This window comes from Dyella nitratireducens, from assembly GCF_014642835.1.
GTDB classification, from domain to species: Bacteria; Pseudomonadota; Gammaproteobacteria; order Xanthomonadales; family Rhodanobacteraceae; genus Dyella_B; species Dyella_B nitratireducens.
The window spans coordinates 1339835-1361954 of sequence record NZ_BMJA01000001.1 but is presented as its reverse complement, the minus strand read 5'-3'; the positions used below and the strand labels follow the sequence as shown (position 1 = coordinate 1361954).

The 22120-nt window shown below is 51.7% G+C and carries 17 protein-coding genes; 16 read left to right on the top strand and 1 reads right to left on the bottom strand.

Annotated features, from left to right (window positions below; all coding sequences use genetic code 11):
* Positions 1-54: 54 nt before the first annotated feature.
* Entirely contained in the window at positions 55-984 is a 930-nt protein-coding gene (locus IEX75_RS06360; RefSeq protein WP_188793400.1) for a sulfotransferase family 2 domain-containing protein, read from the bottom strand.
* A 223-nt stretch (positions 985-1207) separates the two neighbouring features.
* On the opposite strand from IEX75_RS06360, the gene IEX75_RS06355 reads away from it, so the two are divergent.
* From IEX75_RS06355 to IEX75_RS06280, 16 genes are all read left to right on the top strand, one after another.
* Positions 1208-2386 (top strand): trans-sulfuration enzyme family protein, encoded by a 1179-nt coding sequence (locus IEX75_RS06355; RefSeq protein ID WP_188793399.1) that lies wholly within the window; start codon positions 1208-1210, stop codon positions 2384-2386.
* Positions 2387-2493: 107 nt separating this feature from the next.
* On the top strand, positions 2494-3318 hold the full coding sequence (locus tag IEX75_RS06350; protein ID WP_188793398.1) for an ABC transporter permease: 825 nt from the start codon (positions 2494-2496) through the stop codon (positions 3316-3318).
* Positions 3308-4732 carry an ABC transporter ATP-binding protein gene (locus IEX75_RS06345; protein ID WP_188793397.1) on the top strand — a complete coding sequence of 475 codons (1425 nt, stop codon included), beginning with the start codon at positions 3308-3310 and terminating at the stop codon, positions 4730-4732. Before IEX75_RS06350 ends, IEX75_RS06345 begins: the two co-directional genes overlap by 11 nt.
* Before the next feature lie 4 nt (positions 4733-4736).
* Positions 4737-8036 carry a methyltransferase domain-containing protein gene (locus IEX75_RS06340; RefSeq protein ID WP_188793396.1) on the top strand — a complete coding sequence of 1100 codons (3300 nt, stop codon included), beginning with the start codon at positions 4737-4739 and terminating at the stop codon, positions 8034-8036.
* Between the two features lie 89 nt (positions 8037-8125).
* Positions 8126-9061 (top strand): GHMP family kinase ATP-binding protein, encoded by a 936-nt coding sequence (locus tag IEX75_RS06335; RefSeq protein ID WP_229720658.1) that lies wholly within the window; start codon positions 8126-8128, stop codon positions 9059-9061.
* Positions 9046-9645 (top strand): D-sedoheptulose-7-phosphate isomerase, encoded by a 600-nt coding sequence (locus tag IEX75_RS06330; protein ID WP_188793394.1) that lies wholly within the window; start codon positions 9046-9048, stop codon positions 9643-9645. Before IEX75_RS06335 ends, IEX75_RS06330 begins: the two co-directional genes overlap by 16 nt.
* On the top strand, positions 9632-10330 hold the full coding sequence (locus tag IEX75_RS06325; protein ID WP_268236464.1) for a nucleotidyltransferase family protein: 699 nt from the start codon (positions 9632-9634) through the stop codon (positions 10328-10330). The genes IEX75_RS06330 and IEX75_RS06325 overlap by 14 nt, the downstream gene beginning before the upstream one ends.
* Before the next feature lie 2 nt (positions 10331-10332).
* The gene (gene gmhB / locus IEX75_RS06320; RefSeq protein ID WP_188793392.1) at positions 10333-10908 is read left to right on the top strand and encodes a D-glycero-beta-D-manno-heptose 1,7-bisphosphate 7-phosphatase; all 576 of its coding nucleotides are present in this window, start codon (positions 10333-10335) and stop codon (positions 10906-10908) included.
* Positions 10909-11073: 165 nt separating this feature from the next.
* A complete protein-coding gene (locus IEX75_RS06315; RefSeq protein WP_188793391.1) occupies positions 11074-12093 on the top strand; it encodes a methyltransferase domain-containing protein in 1020 nt (339 codons plus the stop codon).
* 650 nt (positions 12094-12743) lie between these two features.
* Positions 12744-13997, top strand: coding sequence for a sulfotransferase family protein (locus IEX75_RS06310; protein ID WP_188793390.1), 1254 nt, complete (start codon positions 12744-12746; stop codon positions 13995-13997).
* A 127-nt stretch (positions 13998-14124) separates the two neighbouring features.
* Positions 14125-15030 (top strand): sulfate adenylyltransferase subunit CysD, encoded by a 906-nt coding sequence (gene cysD / locus IEX75_RS06305; RefSeq protein WP_188793389.1) that lies wholly within the window; start codon positions 14125-14127, stop codon positions 15028-15030.
* Positions 15030-16883 (top strand): adenylyl-sulfate kinase, encoded by a 1854-nt coding sequence (gene cysC, locus IEX75_RS06300; protein ID WP_188793388.1) that lies wholly within the window; start codon positions 15030-15032, stop codon positions 16881-16883. The genes cysD and cysC overlap by 1 nt, the downstream gene beginning before the upstream one ends.
* 70 nt (positions 16884-16953) lie before the next feature.
* Positions 16954-18120, top strand: coding sequence for a DegT/DnrJ/EryC1/StrS family aminotransferase (locus IEX75_RS06295; RefSeq protein WP_229720657.1), 1167 nt, complete (start codon positions 16954-16956; stop codon positions 18118-18120).
* Positions 18121-18430: 310 nt separating this feature from the next.
* Positions 18431-20572 (top strand): hypothetical protein, encoded by a 2142-nt coding sequence (locus IEX75_RS06290; protein WP_229720656.1) that lies wholly within the window; start codon positions 18431-18433, stop codon positions 20570-20572.
* Entirely contained in the window at positions 20573-20956 is a 384-nt protein-coding gene (locus IEX75_RS06285) for a GtrA family protein (protein ID WP_188793385.1), read from the top strand.
* Positions 20957-21000: 44 nt separating this feature from the next.
* Positions 21001-21996 carry a glycosyltransferase gene (locus IEX75_RS06280; RefSeq protein WP_188793384.1) on the top strand — a complete coding sequence of 332 codons (996 nt, stop codon included), beginning with the start codon at positions 21001-21003 and terminating at the stop codon, positions 21994-21996.
* Positions 21997-22120 lie beyond the last annotated feature (124 nt).

The window sequence follows — 22120 nt, the reverse complement described above, 5'->3', positions numbered from 1 at the left end:
AGGGCAAATGCAGGAATGTTGCATATCTTGCCACCCATACAGGTGGCAAGATCCTCAGCTTCCGACCTGGAAACAAATGACGTTGCCTCCCGCTTCAGGCATCAGCCCCGTGCGCTGCGCGGCATCGGCAAGTACGGACTGGGCATGGACGTGCAGGGCAAGGTCAAATTTGTTGGCCTCCATGAAGTCTGCATAGAGGGTCTCCCCGAGGGTATGCCTGAGCTGGACCAGCTGTTCTTCTGGAGAGAATGGAGCTCTGATCGTTGCATTTTCCCAGCGCGGCTGGAAAACCAGATCGGGTAGCTGTGGTCCATAAATGCTCTGGAATACTTGTGCAGAAAGATCAAACTGTTCCACGACACCCACTACCCCCCAGTCGGTCAGTAACTGGCATGCCTGCTCCAAATCCGAACGTTCCGCTCTAGCATCGAGAATGTGATTGCCGCGCCAGGAGGCGTCAGACAGATGCACCACCTGGTAGTCACGAATAACGATGCTTCCGGTTTTTTTCCTCAAGGCCCAGGCAATGTAGTCAGGAAAGCTGAGATCTTGCGCGACATCGGAATAAGGCTGGGAGGAATCCGCACGCGTGAAGTTATAGACCGAATAGGCGCGTAGCAAAGGATGTCTGACGAAGACAATAGGCAAACATCCAGCGGGAGCTGGAGGGCGTGCCAGATGACTTGAAATCGCTGACAGATGAGGATTGCTAGCGATGAATTGGTCTAGTTGTGAGCTGGATTGTATGGCATGTGCGTGAGATCCTTCGAAACTGCCCCAGCGATCGCCAAAAGAGTGCCGCAGGCTTGAATCCACACTGCTGCCGGCATTCTTGAAGATGTGATAGTGGATCAGAACAGGGTGATCGGCCATACGAATAGGGAAAGAACTTGAAGGACGTGAGCATGACAGAAATGTTGCGCGAGGCTTACAGTTTTCGTAAAAGATTGCGACAGGGTCTCGCAGGTCTGCGATGACTTTCACGGTTCTGGACGTGAACGTGCCCTATCGGGAGGGGTTTACCTTTCAAGGACGTGCTGTTCAGGTTCGTGCAGAAGATTGCAGGCGGCACGCCAAAGCGAGAGTGCGAGCAGGCTGAGATGGCTCACGGGTTTATGAACGCTTCCTCAAGTCAGGACTCTGCTGGGAAGGCCGCTCAAGGGTAAGATTGGCGTTTTGACGTCAAGCCAGATGGGGTACAGAGGGTATGAGCAAACCGACTAGGGTCGTCGCAGGGAAGGCGAAGCTGGGGCTAGGAACCTTGGCGATCCACGCCGGGCAGCATCCCGATCCCAGTACGGGGGCGATCATGACGCCCATTTATGCGACCTCCACCTATGTGCAGAAGAGCCCGGGCGTACACCAAGGTTACGAGTATTCGCGTACGCAAAACCCGACTCGGCTGGCGTACGAGCGCTGCGTAGCGGAATTGGAAGGAGGCACAGCTGGCTTTGCTTTCGCCTCTGGCCTGGCTGCAGCAGCCACGGTACTAGATCTACTCGATTCCGGTAGCCACGTCATTGCCATGGACGATTTATATGGCGGCAGTTATCGCTTGTTCGAGCGCGTACGGCGCCGCTCTGCCGGGCTGGATTTCAGCTTCGTCGATCTCAATGACGCTCAGGCGCTAAACGCAGCAATAAAGCCCAATACGCGGATGATCTGGGCGGAAACTCCGACCAATCCGATGCTGAAGTTGGTCGACCTGAGTAAGCTTGCAGCATTTGCTCGCAAGCATGGACTGCTCTTGGTGGTCGACAACACCTTTTGTTCGCCGATTCTGCAACGACCACTAGAACTAGGTGCGGATTTGGTATTGCATTCGGCAACCAAGTATCTCAATGGCCATTCCGACATGGTGGGCGGCATCGTTGTGGCCAAAACGGCCGAATTGGCTGAGCGAGTAGGGTTTCTGCAGAATTCGGTAGGAGCGATCGCAGGTCCTTTCGATGCATTTCTGGCTATGCGAGGCTTGAAGACATTGCATCTGCGAATGAAAGCACATTGCGAAAGTGCGCAGCATTTGGCTGTCTGGTTGCAGAAGCACCCGGCGATCGAGAGAGTCATTTACCCGGGGCTAAAAAGCCATCCTCAGCATAGGCTTGCACGCCGGCAAATGAACGGATTCGGCGGCATCATCAGCATTGAAGTGAAGGGCGGGCTGAGAATGGCGCGTCGGATGCTGGAGCGTTGCAGGCTGTTTGCACTGGCCGAATCGCTTGGCGGCGTCGAAAGTCTAATCGAGCATCCTGCCATCATGACTCATGCATCGATTCCACCTGCAAACCGCAAGCGGCTGGGTATTAGCGATAGCCTGATCCGCCTCTCAGTAGGCGTGGAGGACGTTCGGGATCTCAAGGACGAGCTAGCCTCAGCGCTCACCTGAGCAGAAACATTGATGCGACCAGGGTTGAGATTCCCTCGGTTATAAAATTTTGACGCGACCTTGATCGAGAACTCGTGCAAGTCGCGATATCTACGGTGACCTGATTTATGCTTTCCGCCTATCGCCTACGCGATCCGTTATCCCCCTATATATCACTTGCGCGCCATTTCGTTCTGACGGTGCAGGTTGCGCGACGTGACGTGATCGGTCGTTACCGAGGGTCTTTTATCGGTTTGTTATGGTCGTTTTTCAATCCCTTGCTGATGTTGGCTATATATACGTTTGTATTCGGCCTGATCTTCAAGTCACGCTGGACCGGCCAAGTTTCCGGGCATTTTGAGTTCGCGGTGATCCTGTTTGCAGGACTGAATATCAACACTCTGTTCACAGAGTGTGCGAATCGTGCCCCAACATTGGTCGTCGAGAACACCAACTTTGTAAAAAAAGTGGTATTCCCACTCGAAGTCTTGTCTTGGAGTACGCTCGGTTCAGCACTATTCCATCTACTGGTTTCTACCATCGTGCTGTTGATCTTTTCCCTGATAGTGCGTGGCTTCATTCCTTGGACGGTTGTTTATTTTCCGATCGTGGTGCTGCCATTCATTCCCTTTGTTGCTGGCTTGATCTGGTTGCTGAGTTCGCTTGGTGTGTTTTTGCGGGACTTGAAGCAGGCGATGGGCATCATTACGGCAATGATGATGTTCCTCGCACCGATTTTCTATCCTAAAGAAATCATTCCGCCCCCGTATCGACAGCTGCTTTATTTGAACCCGTTAACAGTCATCGTTGAAGCTTCCCGGGACGTTTTGGTCTGGGGACATGCGCCACGCTGGGATCAACTGGGGCTATACACGGTTGTTGCGTGCCTTTTCGCCTGGGTTTCGTTCGCCTGGTTTGAGCGCTCGCGCCGAGGATTTGCTGATGTTCTCTGAAGAACTGACCATCTCTGTTGATGGGCTGGGTAAAAAGTACGATATCTATGCCAAGCCAGCGGATCGCTTGAAGCAGATGATTCTGCCAAGGGTCGGGCGCACCATGGGGCTGCATGGACTGAAATATCACGAGGAGTTCTGGGCGTTACGCGACGTCACCTTCAATGTGCAGCGTGGCGAAACTGTTGGCATCATTGGCCGTAATGGTTCCGGTAAGTCGACCTTGCTACAGATGATTTGCGGCACATTGCACCCTACCGAGGGCAATATCCGCACAAGCGGGCGCATCGCGGCGTTGCTGGAACTGGGGGCAGGGTTTAACCCAGAGTTTACCGGGGAGGAGAACGTCTACTTGAGTGGCCTTCTATACGGTATTCCTGAAAAGGAGCTGCGAAAGCGTTTCGATTCGATCCTGACCTTTGCCGACATCGGCGACTTTATCGAACAGCCGGTAAAAACTTATTCGAGTGGCATGTACGTAAGGCTTGCGTTCTCAATTGCCGCACATGTCGATGCTGACGCGCTAGTGATCGACGAGGCTTTAAGTGTAGGCGATATCCGTTTTACACAAAAATGTATGCGTTTCCTGCGTGATTTCCAAAAGAAAGGTACCCTTTTGTTTGTCAGTCATGACACCACTGCTGTGACCAATTTATGTAACCGCGCAATCTGGTTGGACCGTGGAAGAAAGATCCTTGATGGACCTACCAAGGAAGTTGTCGAACAGTATTTGGCTGAGCAGCATGCGGCAGACCGAGCATCAATCGGACAGTCGGTTGCTTTAAAACCGTCTGTGCGAACTTCTGACGAAATTAAAGAACTGCCTATGCCAATACACGGGGAGCAACTTGCATATGGTTCGACGGACACCGTTGTTGTTCAAGCCAAAACGATAAATGCGGTAGATGTAAACAACAAAACCAAGGTATTCGAATTCGACCCTGATCGTGCAGGTAATCAATTTGGCACGGGTGCAGCGGCTATCACAAATGTTTCTCTCGCCAGCAATGAAGGTGAAGCCAGTCAGCTTTTCTTGGGGGGGGAATTGGTGAGCCTGTCCATAGAGGCTGAGGTATTCAAGCCGCTGGAGGCTCCAATTTTTGGCTTCTACATCAAAGATCGCCTGGGGCAACGTTTATTTGGCGACAATACTTATTTAGCCTATAGCGAACAGCCTGTCGTGGCAGATACTGGGAGGCGGTTGCGAGCAACATTTACATTTAGGATGCCTGTTCTTCCCTCGGCTGATTACTCGATTGATGTTGCGCTAGCCAATGGGTCACAAGCCGATCATACCCAGCAGCATTGGATTCATGACGCACTGACCTTCAGAGCGAATGATTGTGTCACCCCATGCCATGGTCTGATTGGTATTCCCATGCATTCGATCAAAATTCAGCAGTTGGGGTCGTGAGTAAATGGAATTCACCGGCGAGCGTTTTCTGCCCACTCTGTCTGGCGAAATAAGACATGAACATCTGCATCGTTACGCATGGTGTCGGAGACTTGTCGCAAACAAAGTAGTCCTCGATATCGCTTGTGGTGAGGGGTACGGCAGCGCAATGCTTGCGCGCGATGCCTCTTTGGTGATTGGTGTCGATATTTCCGCAGAGGCCATTGAGCACGCCAAGCAAGCGTATTCTGAAATCGAAGGGCTTCAATTTAGAGAGGGCAATGCGGCTGCGATTCCGCTGCCTGACCATAGTGTCGACATTGTGGTGTCATTCGAAACCATTGAGCATCATGACAAACATCAAGAGATGATCGCTGAGATACGGCGTGTGCTCAGGCCGGACGGCGTGTTGGTTATCTCTTCGCCAAATCGTCTTGTTTATAGCGACAAGGCGGGACATCACAACGAATTTCATGTAAAGGAACTGGATTTCGCGGAATTTGACGCGTTGCTGCACACCCGGTTTTCCAGCGTGAGGTACTACGGCCAACGTATATCAACCGGCTCAGTCATTGCTGCATCAGCGGGCGATGAAGTGTGGCAAGGCATGGATGCGTTCACGGACACTGCTGAGACGGTCGAAGAACGGACCATGAGGCTGAAGGAGCCTGTTTATTTTGTGGCCATTGCTGCGGCCGAAACGGTTGCATTACCCAAGCTCAGCTCTTCCATTTTTCTGTCGGAAATTGAGGATCTCTACGAACGGCATCGACAGGTTGCTACATGGGCACAGCAGATTGACGCTGAGTTGAGCGAGCTGCGTGTGAGGTATGGCAGCTTGGTTCGGGAGCATGAGACTGTTGCACAATGGGCTAAAGGCATGGAAAGCGACCTGATCGAGCACAATGATGAGATTGAGCTCCTTCGCAGGCAAATTAAGGAGTTTGGAAGCCATTTGAATGCCACGAATTGGGAAGGTGGCACCGATGTGCTCGCGCCAGGCGAACCGCAGTCGGATAGTAGGCCATTGAATGAGCGATTGATTCGAATGATGGATAGGCTGCGGGAATTGGACCAGCTAAAAAAGATCTATGTCGACGCGAACACGCAGCTTGGCGAACGTATTCATACCCAAGAGCAAGAGCTTATAGTGCTTCGGGCACAGATGCGGACAATCCTGAGCTCTTATTCCTGGCGAATTACCAAGCCTTTTAGAATTCTTTCCAGATTGCTGAGGGCGGATATTGCCCCGCTGAAGCATGCACTGCGTAATCGGGTTAGGCGCCACTGGCCAAGGCGGCGTGTGCCTCAATTGGCAGTCTCAGGCCCTACAAATGTCGAGATGAAGTTAAAGGCACTGGTTTTTCCGGAATTTGAGGAGCCAGTGATCAGTATTGTCATCCCCACCTACGGCCAATTGGCCTATACCGTCTCGTGTCTGCATTCGATCATGAAGAATCGGCCAGCGGTGACATTCGAGGTGCTAGTGGTAGAGGATGCGTCAGGTGACGTATCGATGCGAGCACTCGGGTCCGTGCCTGGCCTGCGATATGAGGAGAATCCGCAGAATCTAGGATTCGTGCGTTCATGCAATAGAGCGTCCACGCTCATCAAGGGCAAGTATCTCTATTTGCTAAACAACGATACTGAAGTAACCGCGGGGTGGCTTGATGCCATGTTGGATGTATTCGAACGCCATCATGACTGCGGCATGGTGGGATCAAAATTGGTCTACCCAGATGGAAGGCTACAAGAGGCAGGGGGCATAGTCTGGAGGGACGGCAGTGCTTGGAACTACGGGCGTCTTGATAATCCGGAGCGCAGTATTTACAACTATGTGCGCGAAGCTGACTACTGCTCTGGTGCTTCGCTGTTGATCGAGGCGTCTCTGTTTGAGCGATTGGGCCGCTTCGATGAGCGTTACGTTCCTGCATATTGCGAGGACTCCGACCTTGCCTTCAAAGTGCGAGAAGCTGCACTGAAACTGTATTACCAGCCAAAATCGGTGGTGGTTCATTTCGAGGGCATTTCGCACGGCACAGATGTGAATTCAGGTGTCAAGTCTCATCAAGTGGAGAATCAGCGACGCTTCCGCGAACGCTGGCATGAAGTACTGGAACGAGATCATTTCGAAAATGCCCAGCACGTAACACTCGCGCGGGGGCGTACCGGCTCGGCTCGCACTATTCTCGTTGTTGACCATTACGTGCCGCAGCCTGATAGGGATGCAGGGTCACGTACCATGTGGCAGTTCATGGCCATGTTTAAGAGTATGGGTTTTGACGTGAAATTTTGGCCGCAGAACTTGTGGGCAGATGAAGTCTATCTACCCGCTCTTCAGCAGCTGGGCGTCGAAGTCATGTACGGTGAGGAGTTTTATTCAGGGTTCGACAGTTGGCTGCGAGACAATGCGGCTTATCTGGATTGTGTGTTGCTAAGCCGCCCGCATATCGCTGCCGAATTCATTGATGCAGTTCGCCAGTACGTCCGAGCGCCGGTGCTCTATTACGGCCATGACATACATCACTTGCGACTCGATGATCAGCTTCGTGTGCAGTTTACCCCTGAAGCCAAGTTGGAGCGCGATCGGTTCGAGGTGCTCGAACACGATATATGGTCGCGGGTAGACGCCGTATATTATCCGTCTGAAACAGAGACGAGCCATGTGAGCGAATGGCTTCGCGCACGTGAATCAGCCGTGCGAAGCTACACCGTTGCACCCTATTCCTATGAGTCGTTGCCGAATGAACCCTGGGGAAACCTAGGTCAGCGCGACGGACTTCTATTTGTGGCAGGTTTTGGCCATCCGCCCAATATTGATGGTGCGATCTGGCTTGTCCGCGAGGTGATGCCGTTAATTCACTTGCAAAGACCTGGCCTCAAACTGGCGCTTGTGGGTTCAAATCCCACGGAAACGGTGCTTGCGTTAGCCAACGAATGGATTGAGGTAACCGGTTTTGTCTCGGATGACGAGCTGGCGGCGCGTTACGCATCCGCCCGCGTCGTTGTCGCACCCCTGCGCTTTGGCGGTGGCATGAAGGGCAAGGTTATAGAATCGCTGCGCTTTGGCGTTCCTTGTGTGACAACTTCAGCAGGCGTGCAAGGGCTAAGCGCCGCGACTGATTTGCTAGAAGTTGCTGATGCTGCTGATGAATTCGCCCGAAAGGTTCTCCAACTGCTAGAAGACGATACAAGGTGGTCTGAAATGTCCCGTCAGGGACAGTCCTATGTCAGCCGCCATTTCACTATGGATGCCCAGTGGCGTGTATTTGCCCAGGAGTTGAACGACATGAATATCGCACGACGTGCGAGGGTGGTTAGATGATTGTTAGATCTCGTGCGCCGTTGCGCTTGGGGTTGGCAGGCGGTGGAACCGATGTGGCCCCGTACTGCGACCTCTATGGCGGACATGTAATGAATGCCACCATCGATCGTTATGCGTATGCGACCCTCTGCCCTTCCAAGGATGGTTTGTGTCGTTTTTCAGCGCTCGACGGTGGTGCCTATGAGGAGTGGCATTCTGAGGAGGCTATTCCAACGGAAGGACCCTTGCAGCTATTGAAAGGAGTCTACAACCGCGTAGTGCGTGAATACATGGGTGGCAAAGTGGTGCCCCTGGATGTGAAGACCTTCTCTGATGCACCACCGGGTTCGGGATTAGGTTCGTCTTCGACCCTGGTGGTCGCTTTGCTGCAGGCTTTTGTCGAGTATTTCAATCTGCCACTGGGCGAATACGAGGTCGCGCGGTTGGCCTATGAAATCGAGCGAAAGGACCTGGGGCTTGCTGGCGGCCAGCAAGACCAGTATGCGGCTACGTTTGGCGGCTTCAACTTCATGGAGTTTTACGCCAATGAGCGAGTGGTCGTGAATCCGCTGAGGATCAAGGACTGGGTGTGGGCCGAGTTGGAAGCTTCGTTGGTACTGTATTTCACTGGTGTATCGCGAGCATCCGCGGACATCATCGATCAGCAGTCCCGCAACGTGGGTGAAAGCAAACAATCGTCTATCGATGCCATGCACAGTCTCAAGCGTGAAGCCGTGCAAATGAAAGAGTGCGTGTTGAGAGGTGATCTTCGTGGCTTGGAAACCACGTTGCAGGCTGGATGGGAGGCGAAGAAGCGGACAGCCACCAGCATCAGCAATCCGCTCATCGAACATGTGGAGAGCATTGCTTTCGCCAATGGCGCACGTGCTGCCAAGGTGTCTGGTGCCGGCGGTGGTGGCTTCATGATGTTTCTTTGCGATCCCGAGAACAGATTGAGGTTGTCGCGTGCCCTTATTGATCAGGGCGGTAGCATTTTGGACTTCCATTTCACTGCACAAGGAGCAACGGCATGGCGTATCAGTTGACCTCTCGTATTGATGAGGCATTCGGCAAATCTTTGGCATTACTCAATGCCATGGCGAGCGACGAACAGCTTCGCGGCCAAATTGCAGCTGCTTTGGATCTATGTGTGGCAGCACTTCGTGGCGGTAATAAGTTGATGTTTGCCGGCAACGGAGGCAGTGCAGCTGATGCCCAGCACTGGGCAGGTGAGCTGGTTAGTCGCTTCAATTTCGATCGGCCCGGGCTTTCTGCCATTGCCTTGACGACGGACACCAGCATTCTTACCGCCATCGGCAATGATTACGGCTACGATTATGTATTCGCGCGTCAGGTAGAAGCTCTCGGGCGAAAGGGAGATTTGTTACTCGCGATTTCCACCTCGGGTAACTCGAAAAACGTTCTCCGGGCCATCAAGGCGGCTCACGCCGCAGGTATCGCCGTCGTCGGCTTTACTGGCAAGAGCGGCGGGGCCATGGCCGAATTTTGCGACATATGCTTTCAGATCCCATCCAATGAAACACCGAAAATACAGGAAGGTCACGAGTTTCTCGGGCATTTGCTGTGCGACCTGATTGAGCAAGAGATGTTCGGCGATGCAAAGGTGTGAGGAAGTCATAGTCCTGGTGGGCGGCTTAGGGACCAGGCTTCGGGATGTGGTGCCAGACCTTCCAAAGCCGCTGGCGCCTGTGGCCGGGCGTCCTTTCCTCGCATATCTGTTAGACCAGTTGGCTCAAGGCGATATGCGCCACGTGATACTTGCTACTGGTTACATGGCTGAGAAGATTGAGCAAACTATCGGTGACCGCTGGCGTGGTATGGACATTACCTATTCCCGCGAGGCCGAGCCACTTGGTACCGGAGGTGCCATCCGTCAGGCCACGCAATTACTGAAAGGCGATGCGACCCATCTTGTAAATGGGGATACTTTCGTACGGGTCGACCTTGGTGGACTCGAGGACTTCACAAGAGCCCTTCAGCTCCCCATAGGAATGGCCTTGGCCTGGGTTCCCAATAGCGCGCGCTATGGCGCAGTGAATATTGAGGAAGGACGAGTTGTTGGTTTTCAGGAGAAAGGGAGTAGAGCGGCGGGCTATATCAATGCCGGTACCTACTTCCTGACGAGCAGAGCCATTGCTGCATTGCCAACTGTGAAAAATTATTCCTTCGAGACAGATGTGCTCCGGCCGAAGGCGCTGGCAGGTGGGGTCGCCGCATTCAGCGAATCGCTCGACTTCATCGATATTGGGGTGCCGGACGATTACCTGCGTGCTCAAGGCATGTTTGCGGAATGACCATGAGCGCAGGCGGGTGTCCGCGACTGTTTGAATCCGCAGACTACTTTCTAGCGTTGAGGTGCGGCACTAGTGGAAAGGCGCTGTTTCTCGACCGCGATGGGGTAATCAATGTCAACCACGGCTATGTCTATACCCCGGAGCAAACCGATTGGGTGGACGGAATTTTTGACCTATGCCATATAGCACAGGATGCAGGTTATAGCTTGGTCGTAGTGACGAATCAGGCAGGTATCGCTCGAGGCTATTACAGCGAAGCTGCCTATCTTACATACACGCAGTGGATGCATCGCCAATTCGCGGAGCGGGGTATTCACCTGCTTGCGACTTACTATTGCCCTCATCATCCAGAAGCTGGACATAACGGCTGGCTGCTGAACTGCGATTGCAGGAAGCCACATCCAGGTATGATCCTTGCGGCTGCCAAGCGCTTCAGCCTCAATCTGGCCACCTCAGTGATGGTGGGGGATAGCGTCAGCGACCAAGAGGCGGCAGAGGCGGCGGGCGTTGGTACTTACGCCATGGTCGATGACGCTATGGCCGACAAGCATCGTACGCTATCCGTATCAGGCGAGTAAGTTAGCCAAAAGCGCAGTTGCAACCCGAACGAAATGCTATTGACGCATTAACCCAGTCGTGAGGCTGTGTCGACGATGTCTTCACGCAGCATTCGCAATCTGCAGTTTTGCCTCGAAGTGGATTGAATCTCCTAAGCAGGATATGCTTGTCAGGAGGGGCCAGGTGTGGCCGTTAAAGATCGCGGAGCACTCTCTGTGATCTTGGTGCAGGGCGAGGTTGACCCTGCGGGCTGCATGAATGGCATTATTGTCCATACGAGGGGTGTAATAGTGTCTTGCCCGGTTTGCTCAAGTAAGTCGTTGACGTCGTACCGAACTATTTCAGACGTTCACTATTTCGAGTGCAGTGGCTGTGGCAGCTTATCCGCTGATGCTCAATTTCTTGCTGATGTCGAAGCCGGAAAGCTAAGCAACTATACCGATGCCTATTGGCAAGAGGAACTCAAGGCTGCTCGTGAGCGCTCATTTGGTTCGTCGTTGAATCGTGTTGCCGAAACATTTTTATACAGCCGTATTCCGATTGATCGTTATATCGACGTCGGTTCTGGTCCTGGGTATTTACTTGATGCTTTATCGTTAGTGATGCCTTCTTCCAAGTCGACTTTCCATGCAGTGGAACTCTTTCCTCCTGCGGAAGAGCACCGAACAACGCATCCCAACTACGTCGTGGGTACACTTGATAGTTTGTCCATAGAGTTTGAGGCCGGTTCGTGCATAGAGGTCATTGAGCACCTCACGCCTTCCATCTTGCGGGAGCTTGTGCGGCAGTTGGCGTCACGCTCAACTCCTGGTGCTCTTTATTATTTCAATAGCGCGCAACCCGAGCACGTCAAACAGTATGATCAAGGTTATCTTGATCCTTATGGCCGCGGGCACATCGTTTCATATTCGCTCAAAGGATTGAGGCCCATTTTTGCCGAATTTGGTTTCACCATCCATCCGCTTCACGGACGCACTTGGGCTTTTCTTGCAGAATTCGATCGAGTCAAAGAGTGCACAGCGGATGAGCTGCTTACCCGCGTCTGGACAGCTTTGCCGCAAAATATCGATCGCCTAAAGGATCATGAGTTCGGGCCCTTGATGTATACGGTGGGTATCGAAAGTGCACGGTGCTATCTTGAGCATGCTATCGCTATGCAGCGCACGAACTGGGCATTAAGTTTGGTAAATAGGCTTACGGCTTAGACGAGGCCTGGAGCTGATTCGGCTTTCATGGCGAAGTGGCCGTTGAGGGCTGCATGTGCTCGTTTTGATCTTAGGGCAATTCGAATAAATACAAACCACAGTCTGGGCTATGCGCATGCGGATGAGCTCGCTGCAGAAAATTTATTGCACCTTATTTAGCTGCCCTCTAAAAGGGTCCTTTGATGTTCTCTTCATGGACATCAGGTTCCTTTAAGGTATAGGGAATAGGCGGGCTAATCTATTGAAATTGCCCGCTACTCTGGAAGAATGCCCGTACGGATACCGATCAGGGTGTCGGATATGTTTGTCGGGCGATGATTTGCTGAAAGTCGCTTCTTAGCATCTGTCTCTGCTCGCTGGCAGATCGTAATAGTGGCAATTCCTTTTCTTGCTCGCGCCAGCTAACGGAAGCCCGCTGTCATCTTAACCACCCCATACGTGACGCCTGGACATGTAGGTAGCTCGCTTCTTTTGCGTAAGCACAAGCCATTTCGGCCATCATGGCACGCAGACATGCCCTATGCTTTGATATAGGCTTGCATAAGACTGACGACGAGGGTGTTCAGCCGCATTGCCGTTTTCAAGGGGAAGTGGCTCGTCGGCTCAGCTATCGAACAGATGTTTAAGGTTCCAGCGGGCGGGGATTAAAAATGAGCGCGAAACAGAATAAGGGGCCGATCTTTGTGGTCGGATGCCCGCGATCAGGAACCAGCATACTAACTTGGTGCCTGGGCCAACATGCCAACATTTTGCCTCAAGAAGAATCGGGTTGGCTTGGGGAATTTGCGGTAAGTCTTGGTGTGCAGTTCAAGGCTGGGACCTTACATGGACAACGCTCGCAGCTCATCGCATTAGGTGTAGATGATGCAGCCTTTTTCCAGGCTTTCGGTGACTGCACAAATGCAATGATACTTGGTCATCGCTTTCGGCAAGAATGCATATCCAAAGATTGTAGTAAACGTGATCCATCTCAAATCCATCAAGCATTCAATATATCTCGCTCTATCGAAGAGCCAAAGTCCCGCTGGGTAGACGGTACGCCTGAATATTCTTATTACATCACTGGCCTGAGAAAACTTTTTCCCGACGCAAAATTCGTACACATAGTCCGTAATGTGCGTTGTGTAGTGGATTCCATGCTCAACTTCAGAATGGGTAATGGTCGTCCATTGGTGAAAACAGAGCAGCAGGCCTATGAGTATTGGCTCGGCACAGTGCAGGCGTGTATACGAGCCGAACATGCGTATGGGCCACAGGTCGTGCACAGATTGCGCTATGAGGATCTAGTGAAGCGTTCGGAGTGGGCGATTCGAGGAGTACTTGATTTCTTGAATGAGCCATATATGGATACTTGCCTTCAGCCACTGGCTAGCAGAATCAATAGTTCAAACGTACCTGCTGGATTCAAAAGGTGCGATCCACAGACCGATGTAGCTGTTATCAACCATGCTTTACAGTTGAATGAGCAACTGCAGCAGGAGAATAGAAGCTTGCCTATCTCGGGAAGTGCTCTGACTCAAATGAATAAGGATTTCAGCAAGCGAGTCGCCTTCATGGCAGAGCTTGATATCGAGTATGCGGCCGGACAGCATAAAGTTGCTGCATTGACAAAGCGGCTAAATTGGTGCGGTGTCGTACTAACAGCCAACTTTTTGATGGCATCGATTTGCTTCTGCACTTTGTGGTTAACGACCTGGTTTACCTCGTTGAGTCAAATTGCGTTGTGGCTCTTAACGGCAAGCGCTTCAATCGGAGGCTATATAGTAATCCGACGGGCTGGCTTGCGGAATTATGGCCTTCGACTCCTTCGCCAATGTCATTGGCGCAATGGGTATAGCCATGGCCCATCACAAGCGCAAGTCAATTCTGTGCTGACACAAGATCTTGGGGTAAAGAAGATGTAGACGCCGGAGGCTAAGAGGGTGCCGCCTGAGACTTCATGTCCCTTTATGCCGTTAGCTTTCCGGTATGTGTGAGGTGCCAATGGCTGTGGCAATATGGCGTAATCTTAAGCTCCCATCTATGCCTTTGATGAGTACGAAGTTCGCCCATCTTAATGCTCTCGAAGCCGAGAGTATTCATATATTCCGTGAAGTGGCGGCCTGCTTTGATCGGCCTGTGATGCTGTACTCTATCGGCAAAGATTCGTCGGTACTGCTCCACCTATTGCGTAAAGCTTTCTATCCGGCGCGGCCACCAATCCCTCTGTTACATGTTGATACAACATGGAAATTTCGAGAGATGATCGCATTTCGTGACCACGTTGCAGCTTCAAATGATGTACGGCTTCTCGTACATATCAATGAAGATGGAGTGAGACAAGGTATTTCTCCACTGATTCATGGTGCTGCAGTGCACACGGACATTATGAAGACGGCGGCTCTCAAGCAGGCCTTGGACAAGTATGGCTTCGATGCCGCCATTGGCGGTGCGCGTCGCGACGAGGAAAAGTCTCGTGCCAAAGAACGCGTGTTCTCGTTTCGCAATGCTCAGCACCACTGGGACCCGAAGCGCCAGCGTCCCGAATTCTGGAGCTTGTACAACACACACATCCACAAGGGCGAAAGTGTTCGAGTATTTCCCTTGTCCAATTGGACTGAAATGGACGTATGGCATTACATCCGGCGTGAACATATCCCGGTGGTACCTCTCTATTTTGCCCGTGAACGCCCCGTCGTGGAGCGCGATGGAGCATTGATCATGGTTGATGATGAGCGCTTCGTGCTGCGAGAGGGTGAACATATTGAAAAGCGCATGGTACGGTTTCGCACGCTTGGCTGTTACCCGCTAACTGGTGCGGTCATATCAACTGCGGAAACGCTAGATGCCATTATCAAAGAGATGACACAATCGCGAACCTCAGAGCGGCAGGGGCGAATTATCGATCATGATCCCTCTGCCTCGATGGAGCGCAAGAAGCAGGAAGGGTATTTCTGATGGCTGGAGGCGATACCTCGACGCACAACTTGCTGCGCTTCATTACTTGCGGGAGCGTGGATGATGGCAAGAGCACGCTACTTGGCCGTTTGCTCTACGACTCCGGGATGCTGTCAGACGATCAGGTGGAGATATTGCGCCAAGACAGCCGTCGCCGATATCCGGACAGTGACACCCTGGATTTTTCGCTGCTGACCGATGGATTGGATGCTGAACGGCAGCAGGGTATTACCATTGATGTGGCTTACCGCTACTTCCACAATGCGCGGCGCCATTTCATGGTGGCTGATTGCCCTGGGCATGAGCAGTACACGCGCAACATGGCAACAGGGGCGTCTCATGCGGATCTGGCAGTAGTGCTGGTGGATGCACGTAAAGGTTTGCTGCAGCAGACGCGGCGACATACTTATATCTGCTTATTGCTAGGAATTCGCAAGATCATTCTCGCAGTAAACAAGATGGACCTGGTCGACTATCGCAGCGACGTGTATGAGGAGATTAAAAACGAGTATCTGGCGCTTGCGGAACAGCTAGGTGGCGATACCGCATATGTGTTGCCAATCGCTGCGCTGACAGGAGACAACATTAGTTCGCGTTCCCAGCGTATGCCTTGGTACAAAGGTCCTGCTCTGCTCGAAGTGCTGGAATCAATCTCCATTGAACCACAGCAGCCTGGCAACTTCCGCATGCCCGTTCAATGGGTCAATCGACCCGATCAGCATTTTCGTGGCTATGCAGGAACGGTCTGCGGTGGGCATGTAAAGGTTGGCGAGGCGGTCGTGATCCAGCCCGGTATGCATAAAGCAAAGGTTGAGCGAATCGTAACTGCCGATGGTGATATATCCGAAGCTCGCACAGGGCAGGCGGTGACCTTGACGCTGGATCGCGAAGTCGATATCAGCCGTGGCGATCTCATCGTCGATGCGGCTCATCCAGCACTCGAAGCCGACCAGTTTGCAGGGCACGTATTGTGGCTTGGAGACGAACCTTTACTCCCCAGCCGTGGCTATTGGTTGAAGATTGGTGCTCGTACTGTCAGTGCACGTATTACTTCAATCAAGCACAAGATTGACGTGAATACTCAGGCGAAGCTCGCTGCGCATCGGCTGGAACTCAATGAAGTCGGATCCTGCAACATCGATCTTGATCATCCTATAGCGTTTGAACCTTACGCCGTAAACCACGTCCTTGGCGGCTTCATACTCATTGACCGGCAAAGCCATGCCACTGTTGCCTGCGGCATGCTGGACTTTGCTCTGCGTCGGGCGGCGAACGTACATTGGCAGCACTTGGATGTTGACAAGCAGGCACGTGCGAGGGGCAAAGGACAGCCACCGCGCTGCGTCTGGTTGACTGGATTGTCTGGTGCCGGCAAGTCGACCATAGCAAACCAGCTTGAACGTCGTTTGTGTGCCTTGGGCTATCACACATATCTATTGGACGGGGACAATCTTCGCCATGGGTTGAATCGTGATTTAGGGTTTACACCTGAGGCGCGCGTGGAAAACGTGCGGCGAGTAGCCGAGGTTGCTCACCTTATGGTGGATGCGGGACTGATCGTGCTGGTCTGTGTGATCTCACCTTTTCGCAATGAGCGTGAATTCGCTCGCGGCTTGTTTGCGCATGACGAATTCGTCGAGGTATTTGTCGATACCTCGCTAGAGGAGTGCGAGCGTCGTGATCCGAAGGGTCTCTATCGAAAGGCAAGAGAAGGACAAATCAGCAACTTTACAGGAATCGATTCGCCCTATGAGACGCCTGCTGCGCCGGAACTGCACCTGCATACTGAAGGTGCCAAGCTTGAGGCACTGGTGGAGCAGTTAGTCACCTATCTGATACCTGCCAGCCGCTAAGGATATTGAGGCAAACCTATGAGGTAATAGGGCGTGTAAGCTTATGCCCTCATATTTACGTGGAGTTAGCATGGAGCCGTCGTCACAGTTCCTGGTATTCGGGGCACCCCAGATCGAGGAGGCGGAGATCGACGAAGTCATCGCTTGCCTACGTTCTGGATGGCTTGGTACTGGCCCACGGGTAGCGCGCTTCGAAGCTGATTTCGCGGAACACTGCGGAGTGGGGCCTGCGCAGGTAGCGGCGGTCAATTCTTGTACGGCGGCGCTGCACGTCAGCATGCTTGCTGCAGACATCGAGCCAGGTGCCGAGGTTATCACTACGCCACTGACGTTTTGCGCCACAGTCAACGCAATCCTACATGCAGGATTGCAGCCAGTGCTCGCGGATGTCGATCCGCAAACACAGAACATCGATCCGGCTGCCATTGAGGCGGCCATTACGCCACGTACGCGCGCCATTCTTCCCGTACATTTTGCTGGACGCCCGTGTGACATGGATGCAATCATGGCGATTGCACGCAAGCACGATTTGGTCGTGATCGAAGACTGCGCTCATGCCGTAGAGGCCACATACCACGGTCAGCCGGTGGGTACATTCGGCGAATTTGGTTGTTTCAGCTTTTACGTTACGAAGAACGTAGTAGCGGGCGAAGGGGGCATGATCGTCGGGCGTAATGAAGAGCAGATTGCTCGCACGCGCATTTTAGCCTTGCATGGCATGAGCAAGGACGCCTGGCATCGCTTCAGTGACAGTGGTTACAGGCACTATCAAGTGATGGAGTGTGGCTTCAAGTACAACATGATGGACATTCAAGCAGCACTCGGTCTTCATCAGCTCGCGAGGGTGGATCGCAATTGGCAGCGCCGCGCTGCGATTTGGCATTGCTATGATGAGGCCTTTGCTGGCTTGCCGATCACCCTTCCCGCGATGCCGGAAGCAAATACCCGTCATGGCCGGCACTTGTATACAGTGATGGTCGACTCTAGCCGCTGTGGCATCTCCCGCGACTTTGTCCTAGAAGCCATGACAACAGTTGGTGTCGGCACGGGCGTGCACTATATGTCCATTCCCGAACACTCATATTATCAGCAGCGTTTTGGCTGGACACCGGAGCGGTGGCCAAGGGCCATGAAGCTGGGGCGAGAAACGGTGAGCTTGCCTCTTTCAGCCGGTATGTCAGATAAGGATGTAGAGCGGGTTATTGATGCAGTTAGAGAAGTCATCCCTAGTGAGTAAGCCCGGATCGATCGACTTAATGACCTGCTTGCAATCTGCCGCAATTCTCTGCTCAGTGTCGTATAGTTTGTGTCAAAAGTAGGCAATGTGCTGAGCCAGCGGGCCAGTCTTGTTTTACTCTTACAATGATTAGCGAGTACTTTCACTCCTAGTAATGAAAGGGCTTAATGATAACACGGCGGATTCGGTTAGCGTCCGTATTTATCTCAAAGGATTGCTGCTTGGGATGATACAGTTTGATCGAGTGTACTCTTGCTACTGGTCGCTTGGCAGTCGTGAAGGCAATTTGATTGAGCATAAGGAAGAGGCAATGGGTTTTATCAATGGTATACGGCGACGGGCACCGTGGACAGAAAGATCGGTGACGATTTCTGGTTTTATAATATTGATATATGGGCTATTTACCACTAACGTCTTCGTGCAACTTGATTCGCAAACCGTTCGACATAATTTGATTATCGCCGGCTTAATTTTGGTAAGCGGCGGAATTATTAGCAGGATATGTAGAATACGTTTGGCGTCCGGCATCGCTGTCACGGCTATGCTACTTCTAGCACGAGTTCTTGGAGTAACCGCTATTGTAGCAGCGTTGCTAATGCTTGCTGCGTCGTTAGTTATAGGTGAGAGGATTCAGCGCCGAAATGGATCGCTAGGATATGTAATATCTGTAATGTGTGGCATTGCAATGTTAACGGGCGTCGTTGGTTGGTTGTTGCCATTCCACGTTCATGGTTTCCTGATATACGCTTCTACATTAGGTGCAATCTCGTTTTCAGGCCGACAACAAATTTTTAGAGCGTTGGATCACGCTCGAACGCACTGGACCTTAGGTGTATCCGCTGCACCCAGGCAAGCTGCATTCTCCATGTTGATAATCACTGTTGCCTCGCTCGCATTGCTCCTACCGACTATTCAATTCGATGATGTTGCCTATCATATGCTTCTCCCAACCCAGCTGCTTTCGCTGGGTCGATACAAGATGGACGTAGCTTCGCAAGGATGGGCGCTTGCACCTTGGGCGAGCGATATCCTTCAGGGGTATATAGCCGTATTGAGTGGGTGTCTTAAGAGTAGTGCTGCGAATGCATGTTGGTTTGCACTGGCTTTGGGAGGACTATGGCAACTCGGGCGGGTTATCGGATTGCATGCAGGATTGAGGTGGTTTTCGCTGGCCGCGTATGCATCCGTTCCTCTGCTGACGGCACTAAATGCATCAATGCAGGCAGACAACGCTATCACTACAGCAACCATAGCGCTTGTCGTGATTGCAGCTAAGGGTATGCGCTATAGGAAGAATAACGCAATTTATCCTTTTATTATTATAAGCGGTCTGCTAATTGCGTTAAAAGCGACGCAAATCTTGCTTATATTGCCCTTCGCGCTCGTATTGCTAGTCACATACAAGCCGGGTCGCTTCATAAGGCTGATGCTTTCCTCACTTCCCATAGGTTTGTTGGTGTGCGGATCGAGCTACTTCTACGCATGGTATGTGACTGGGAATCCTGTATTCCCAATATTTAACGGCATTTTTAAATCACCGTTCGGCCCTGCAACGAACTTTGACGATCAACGTTGGCATCAAGGGCTTCACTGGGACACGATTTGGCAAATCACCTTTCATACTGACAAATTTCAAGAGGCCTACCCTGGTGCCTTTGGATTCATATTGCTCGCTTTTTTGGGGGCAGTGCTCATGTCGCTTACCAGAGCGAGGCTTCGCTGGATCAGTTTACCTCTGCTGCTTTGTATGTCTGGTATATTCGTGGGAATTCAGTATGCGCGATATATTCTGCCATCCATGATGCCGCTTTTTCCAATTGCGCTTGTTATTTGGCAAGGGATGAATTTCCAGAGAATTGGAAATCTTATTCTCGCTAGCCTTGTTTCACTTAACGTCGTATTTATTCCTTCGTGTAGCTACATATTCAATGGTGATATTATTTGGCAAATAATGCGAGGGATGAATGGCTTGCAGGATAGTGTTCAGCTGAAGGCTTATAAGCAATTTGTGCCTGAGGTATTGATACAAAATTATCTTTTTTCGCATTATGGTGACAGTTACTTCCTATACTTGGCTGATATTAAGCGCCCATTCTTGGGGCCTTTCGAGGGGCGAGCGGTTACGTCGGTTTGGTATGACTCAACCTTCGCAAGTGCGGCCGCGAAGGCAAATGAAGATTCTTCTGGAGAGAATTGGATTAGGCTGTTCGCGAGAACTGGGATTGATCATGTTTTAACATTCGATGACCCCGGTGTACCACTTGGAAATGCTTTGATACGGTTGCATGCTTTCAAGGAATACAGCGTCGGACAGGCTCAGTTATGGCGAGTTTGTAATGTTGATTGTGAGGCAGACGTCTTTCCACTTTTGGAGTCACGAGATATTGGTGGAAAGATGAACGAACAACCGTTACTTGTTGTTAGAAAGTACATTGATCTTCGAGGCAAATGAATGAGGCTTCTAAAGCAAGGTGCTTCGTTTGTGATGGTCGGCCTGATTCAGCTTGCGATCGACTGGCTGGTATTTGTCGCGCTTACTAAGGTTGGTTGCGGCAGCAGTGTCGCTAATGTATCCGGGCGTATCGTTGGGGCGAGCTTTGGTTTCTGGCTCAATGGTGCATGGACGTTTTCCGAAGAGCGCGAATGGCGTTTGCATGGTTGGCATCTTTTGAAATTCGCTGTGCTTTGGTCCATGACCACGCTGGTGAGCACAGTTATTATCACGCTGATTTCGCATTACAAGGGGCTCCACGTCGCTTGGATGGTGAAACCGGTTGTGGATATCTTTTTGGCTTTGTTGAGCTTTTTGGTATCAAAATATTGGGTCTATAATTGAATAGATATTTCACCCTCGACGTAGTTGGTTAATCGGAAAAGTGCATGGATATTTCAAGTGGTGGTGACATGGAATCCAGAATTGCGGTGGTTATTCCCTGCTATCGAGTTGGAAAGCTGGTACTTGATCTTATACCGCGTATTGGTCGCGAGGTCGGCTGGATTTTTGTGGTGGACGATGCTTGTCCGGTTAATACTGGGGATTTGGTCTTGGCCGAATGTACTGACTCGCGCGTTCATGTCATCAAGCACGCGCTGAATCAAGGGGTGGGAGGAGCTACCGTTACTGGTTACAAGGCCGCGGCTAGCACGGCGGCGGTTGCTGTAGTGAAACTCGATGGCGATGGTCAAATGGACCCTGCGCTGATCGAGAGATTAGCACGTCCTATCCTCATGGGACGTGCCGATTACGTGAAAGGCAATCGCTTTCATAGGATACGCGACGTATCGGCAATGCCATGGGTACGATTGTTTGGTAATGCCGGCTTATCTTTTCTAACCAAGCTTTCCAGTGGCTATTGGCAGCTGTTTGATCCCACCAATGGTTTTACCGCCATTCATCGAGATGTTTTGCAGGAGCTAGAGCTTGACAATATCGCGAAGCGATATTTTTTTGAATCCGATATGCTCTACAACCTAAATCAAGTACGGGCAGTCGTAGCAGAGATGCCAATGTGGGCAGTTTATGGTGATGAGCCATCTAGCTTGAATCCCGCTAAAGTGATGCTGCCATTTTTGAGAGGTAATTTACGGAACTTCGGGCGACGTCTTCTCTATAGCTACTTCATCAGAAATTTTTCGTTGGCATCGATAGAACTGCTTTTATCCGTGCCGCTGATTTTTTTTGCGATTTGCTATGGGGCTTGGCATTGGCTCGAGGGGCATATCAATGGCTTACCCAACGCTGCGGGTGTCGTGATGGCCGCAGCGTTGCCCCTGATTATCGGAGTACAGCTGTTGCTCTCATGGCTAAACTATGATGTGGCCAACCAGCCAACACAGCCAATTCATCCCCTTATTAAGGAAAGGGAGAAAGAATGAGGGCGTTAAGCGCAGTATCGTTTGCACTCGCGATATCGATTCTCTGCACGAGCTGCTCACGATTTTCGGAGAGTACAAGTGAGTTGTATGTCCCCGGCAGTGGTCTGTTAAATGGTCGCGGAGA

What these genes read in the sequence shown, in the direction of transcription:
- IEX75_RS06355 (WP_188793399.1), top strand. Translation starts at nt 1,208, where the DNA reads ATGAGCAAACCGACTAGGGTCGTCGCAGGGAAGGCGAAGCTGGGGCTA.
- IEX75_RS06350 (WP_188793398.1), top strand. Translation starts at nt 2,494, where the DNA reads ATGCTTTCCGCCTATCGCCTACGCGATCCGTTATCCCCCTATATATCA.
- IEX75_RS06345 (WP_188793397.1), top strand. Translation starts at nt 3,308, where the DNA reads ATGTTCTCTGAAGAACTGACCATCTCTGTTGATGGGCTGGGTAAAAAG.
- IEX75_RS06340 (WP_188793396.1), top strand. Translation starts at nt 4,737, where the DNA reads ATGGAATTCACCGGCGAGCGTTTTCTGCCCACTCTGTCTGGCGAAATA.
- IEX75_RS06335 (WP_229720658.1), top strand. Translation starts at nt 8,126, where the DNA reads ATGAATGCCACCATCGATCGTTATGCGTATGCGACCCTCTGCCCTTCC.
- IEX75_RS06330 (WP_188793394.1), top strand. Translation starts at nt 9,046, where the DNA reads ATGGCGTATCAGTTGACCTCTCGTATTGATGAGGCATTCGGCAAATCT.
- IEX75_RS06325 (WP_268236464.1), top strand. Translation starts at nt 9,632, where the DNA reads ATGCAAAGGTGTGAGGAAGTCATAGTCCTGGTGGGCGGCTTAGGGACC.
- gmhB (WP_188793392.1), top strand. Translation starts at nt 10,333, where the DNA reads ATGAGCGCAGGCGGGTGTCCGCGACTGTTTGAATCCGCAGACTACTTT.
- IEX75_RS06310 (WP_188793390.1), top strand. Translation starts at nt 12,744, where the DNA reads ATGAGCGCGAAACAGAATAAGGGGCCGATCTTTGTGGTCGGATGCCCG.
- cysD (WP_188793389.1), top strand. Translation starts at nt 14,125, where the DNA reads ATGAGTACGAAGTTCGCCCATCTTAATGCTCTCGAAGCCGAGAGTATT.
- cysC (WP_188793388.1), top strand. Translation starts at nt 15,030, where the DNA reads ATGGCTGGAGGCGATACCTCGACGCACAACTTGCTGCGCTTCATTACT.
- IEX75_RS06295 (WP_229720657.1), top strand. Translation starts at nt 16,954, where the DNA reads ATGGAGCCGTCGTCACAGTTCCTGGTATTCGGGGCACCCCAGATCGAG.
- IEX75_RS06290 (WP_229720656.1), top strand. Translation starts at nt 18,431, where the DNA reads ATGGGTTTTATCAATGGTATACGGCGACGGGCACCGTGGACAGAAAGA.
- IEX75_RS06285 (WP_188793385.1), top strand. Translation starts at nt 20,573, where the DNA reads ATGAGGCTTCTAAAGCAAGGTGCTTCGTTTGTGATGGTCGGCCTGATT.
- IEX75_RS06280 (WP_188793384.1), top strand. Translation starts at nt 21,001, where the DNA reads ATGGATATTTCAAGTGGTGGTGACATGGAATCCAGAATTGCGGTGGTT.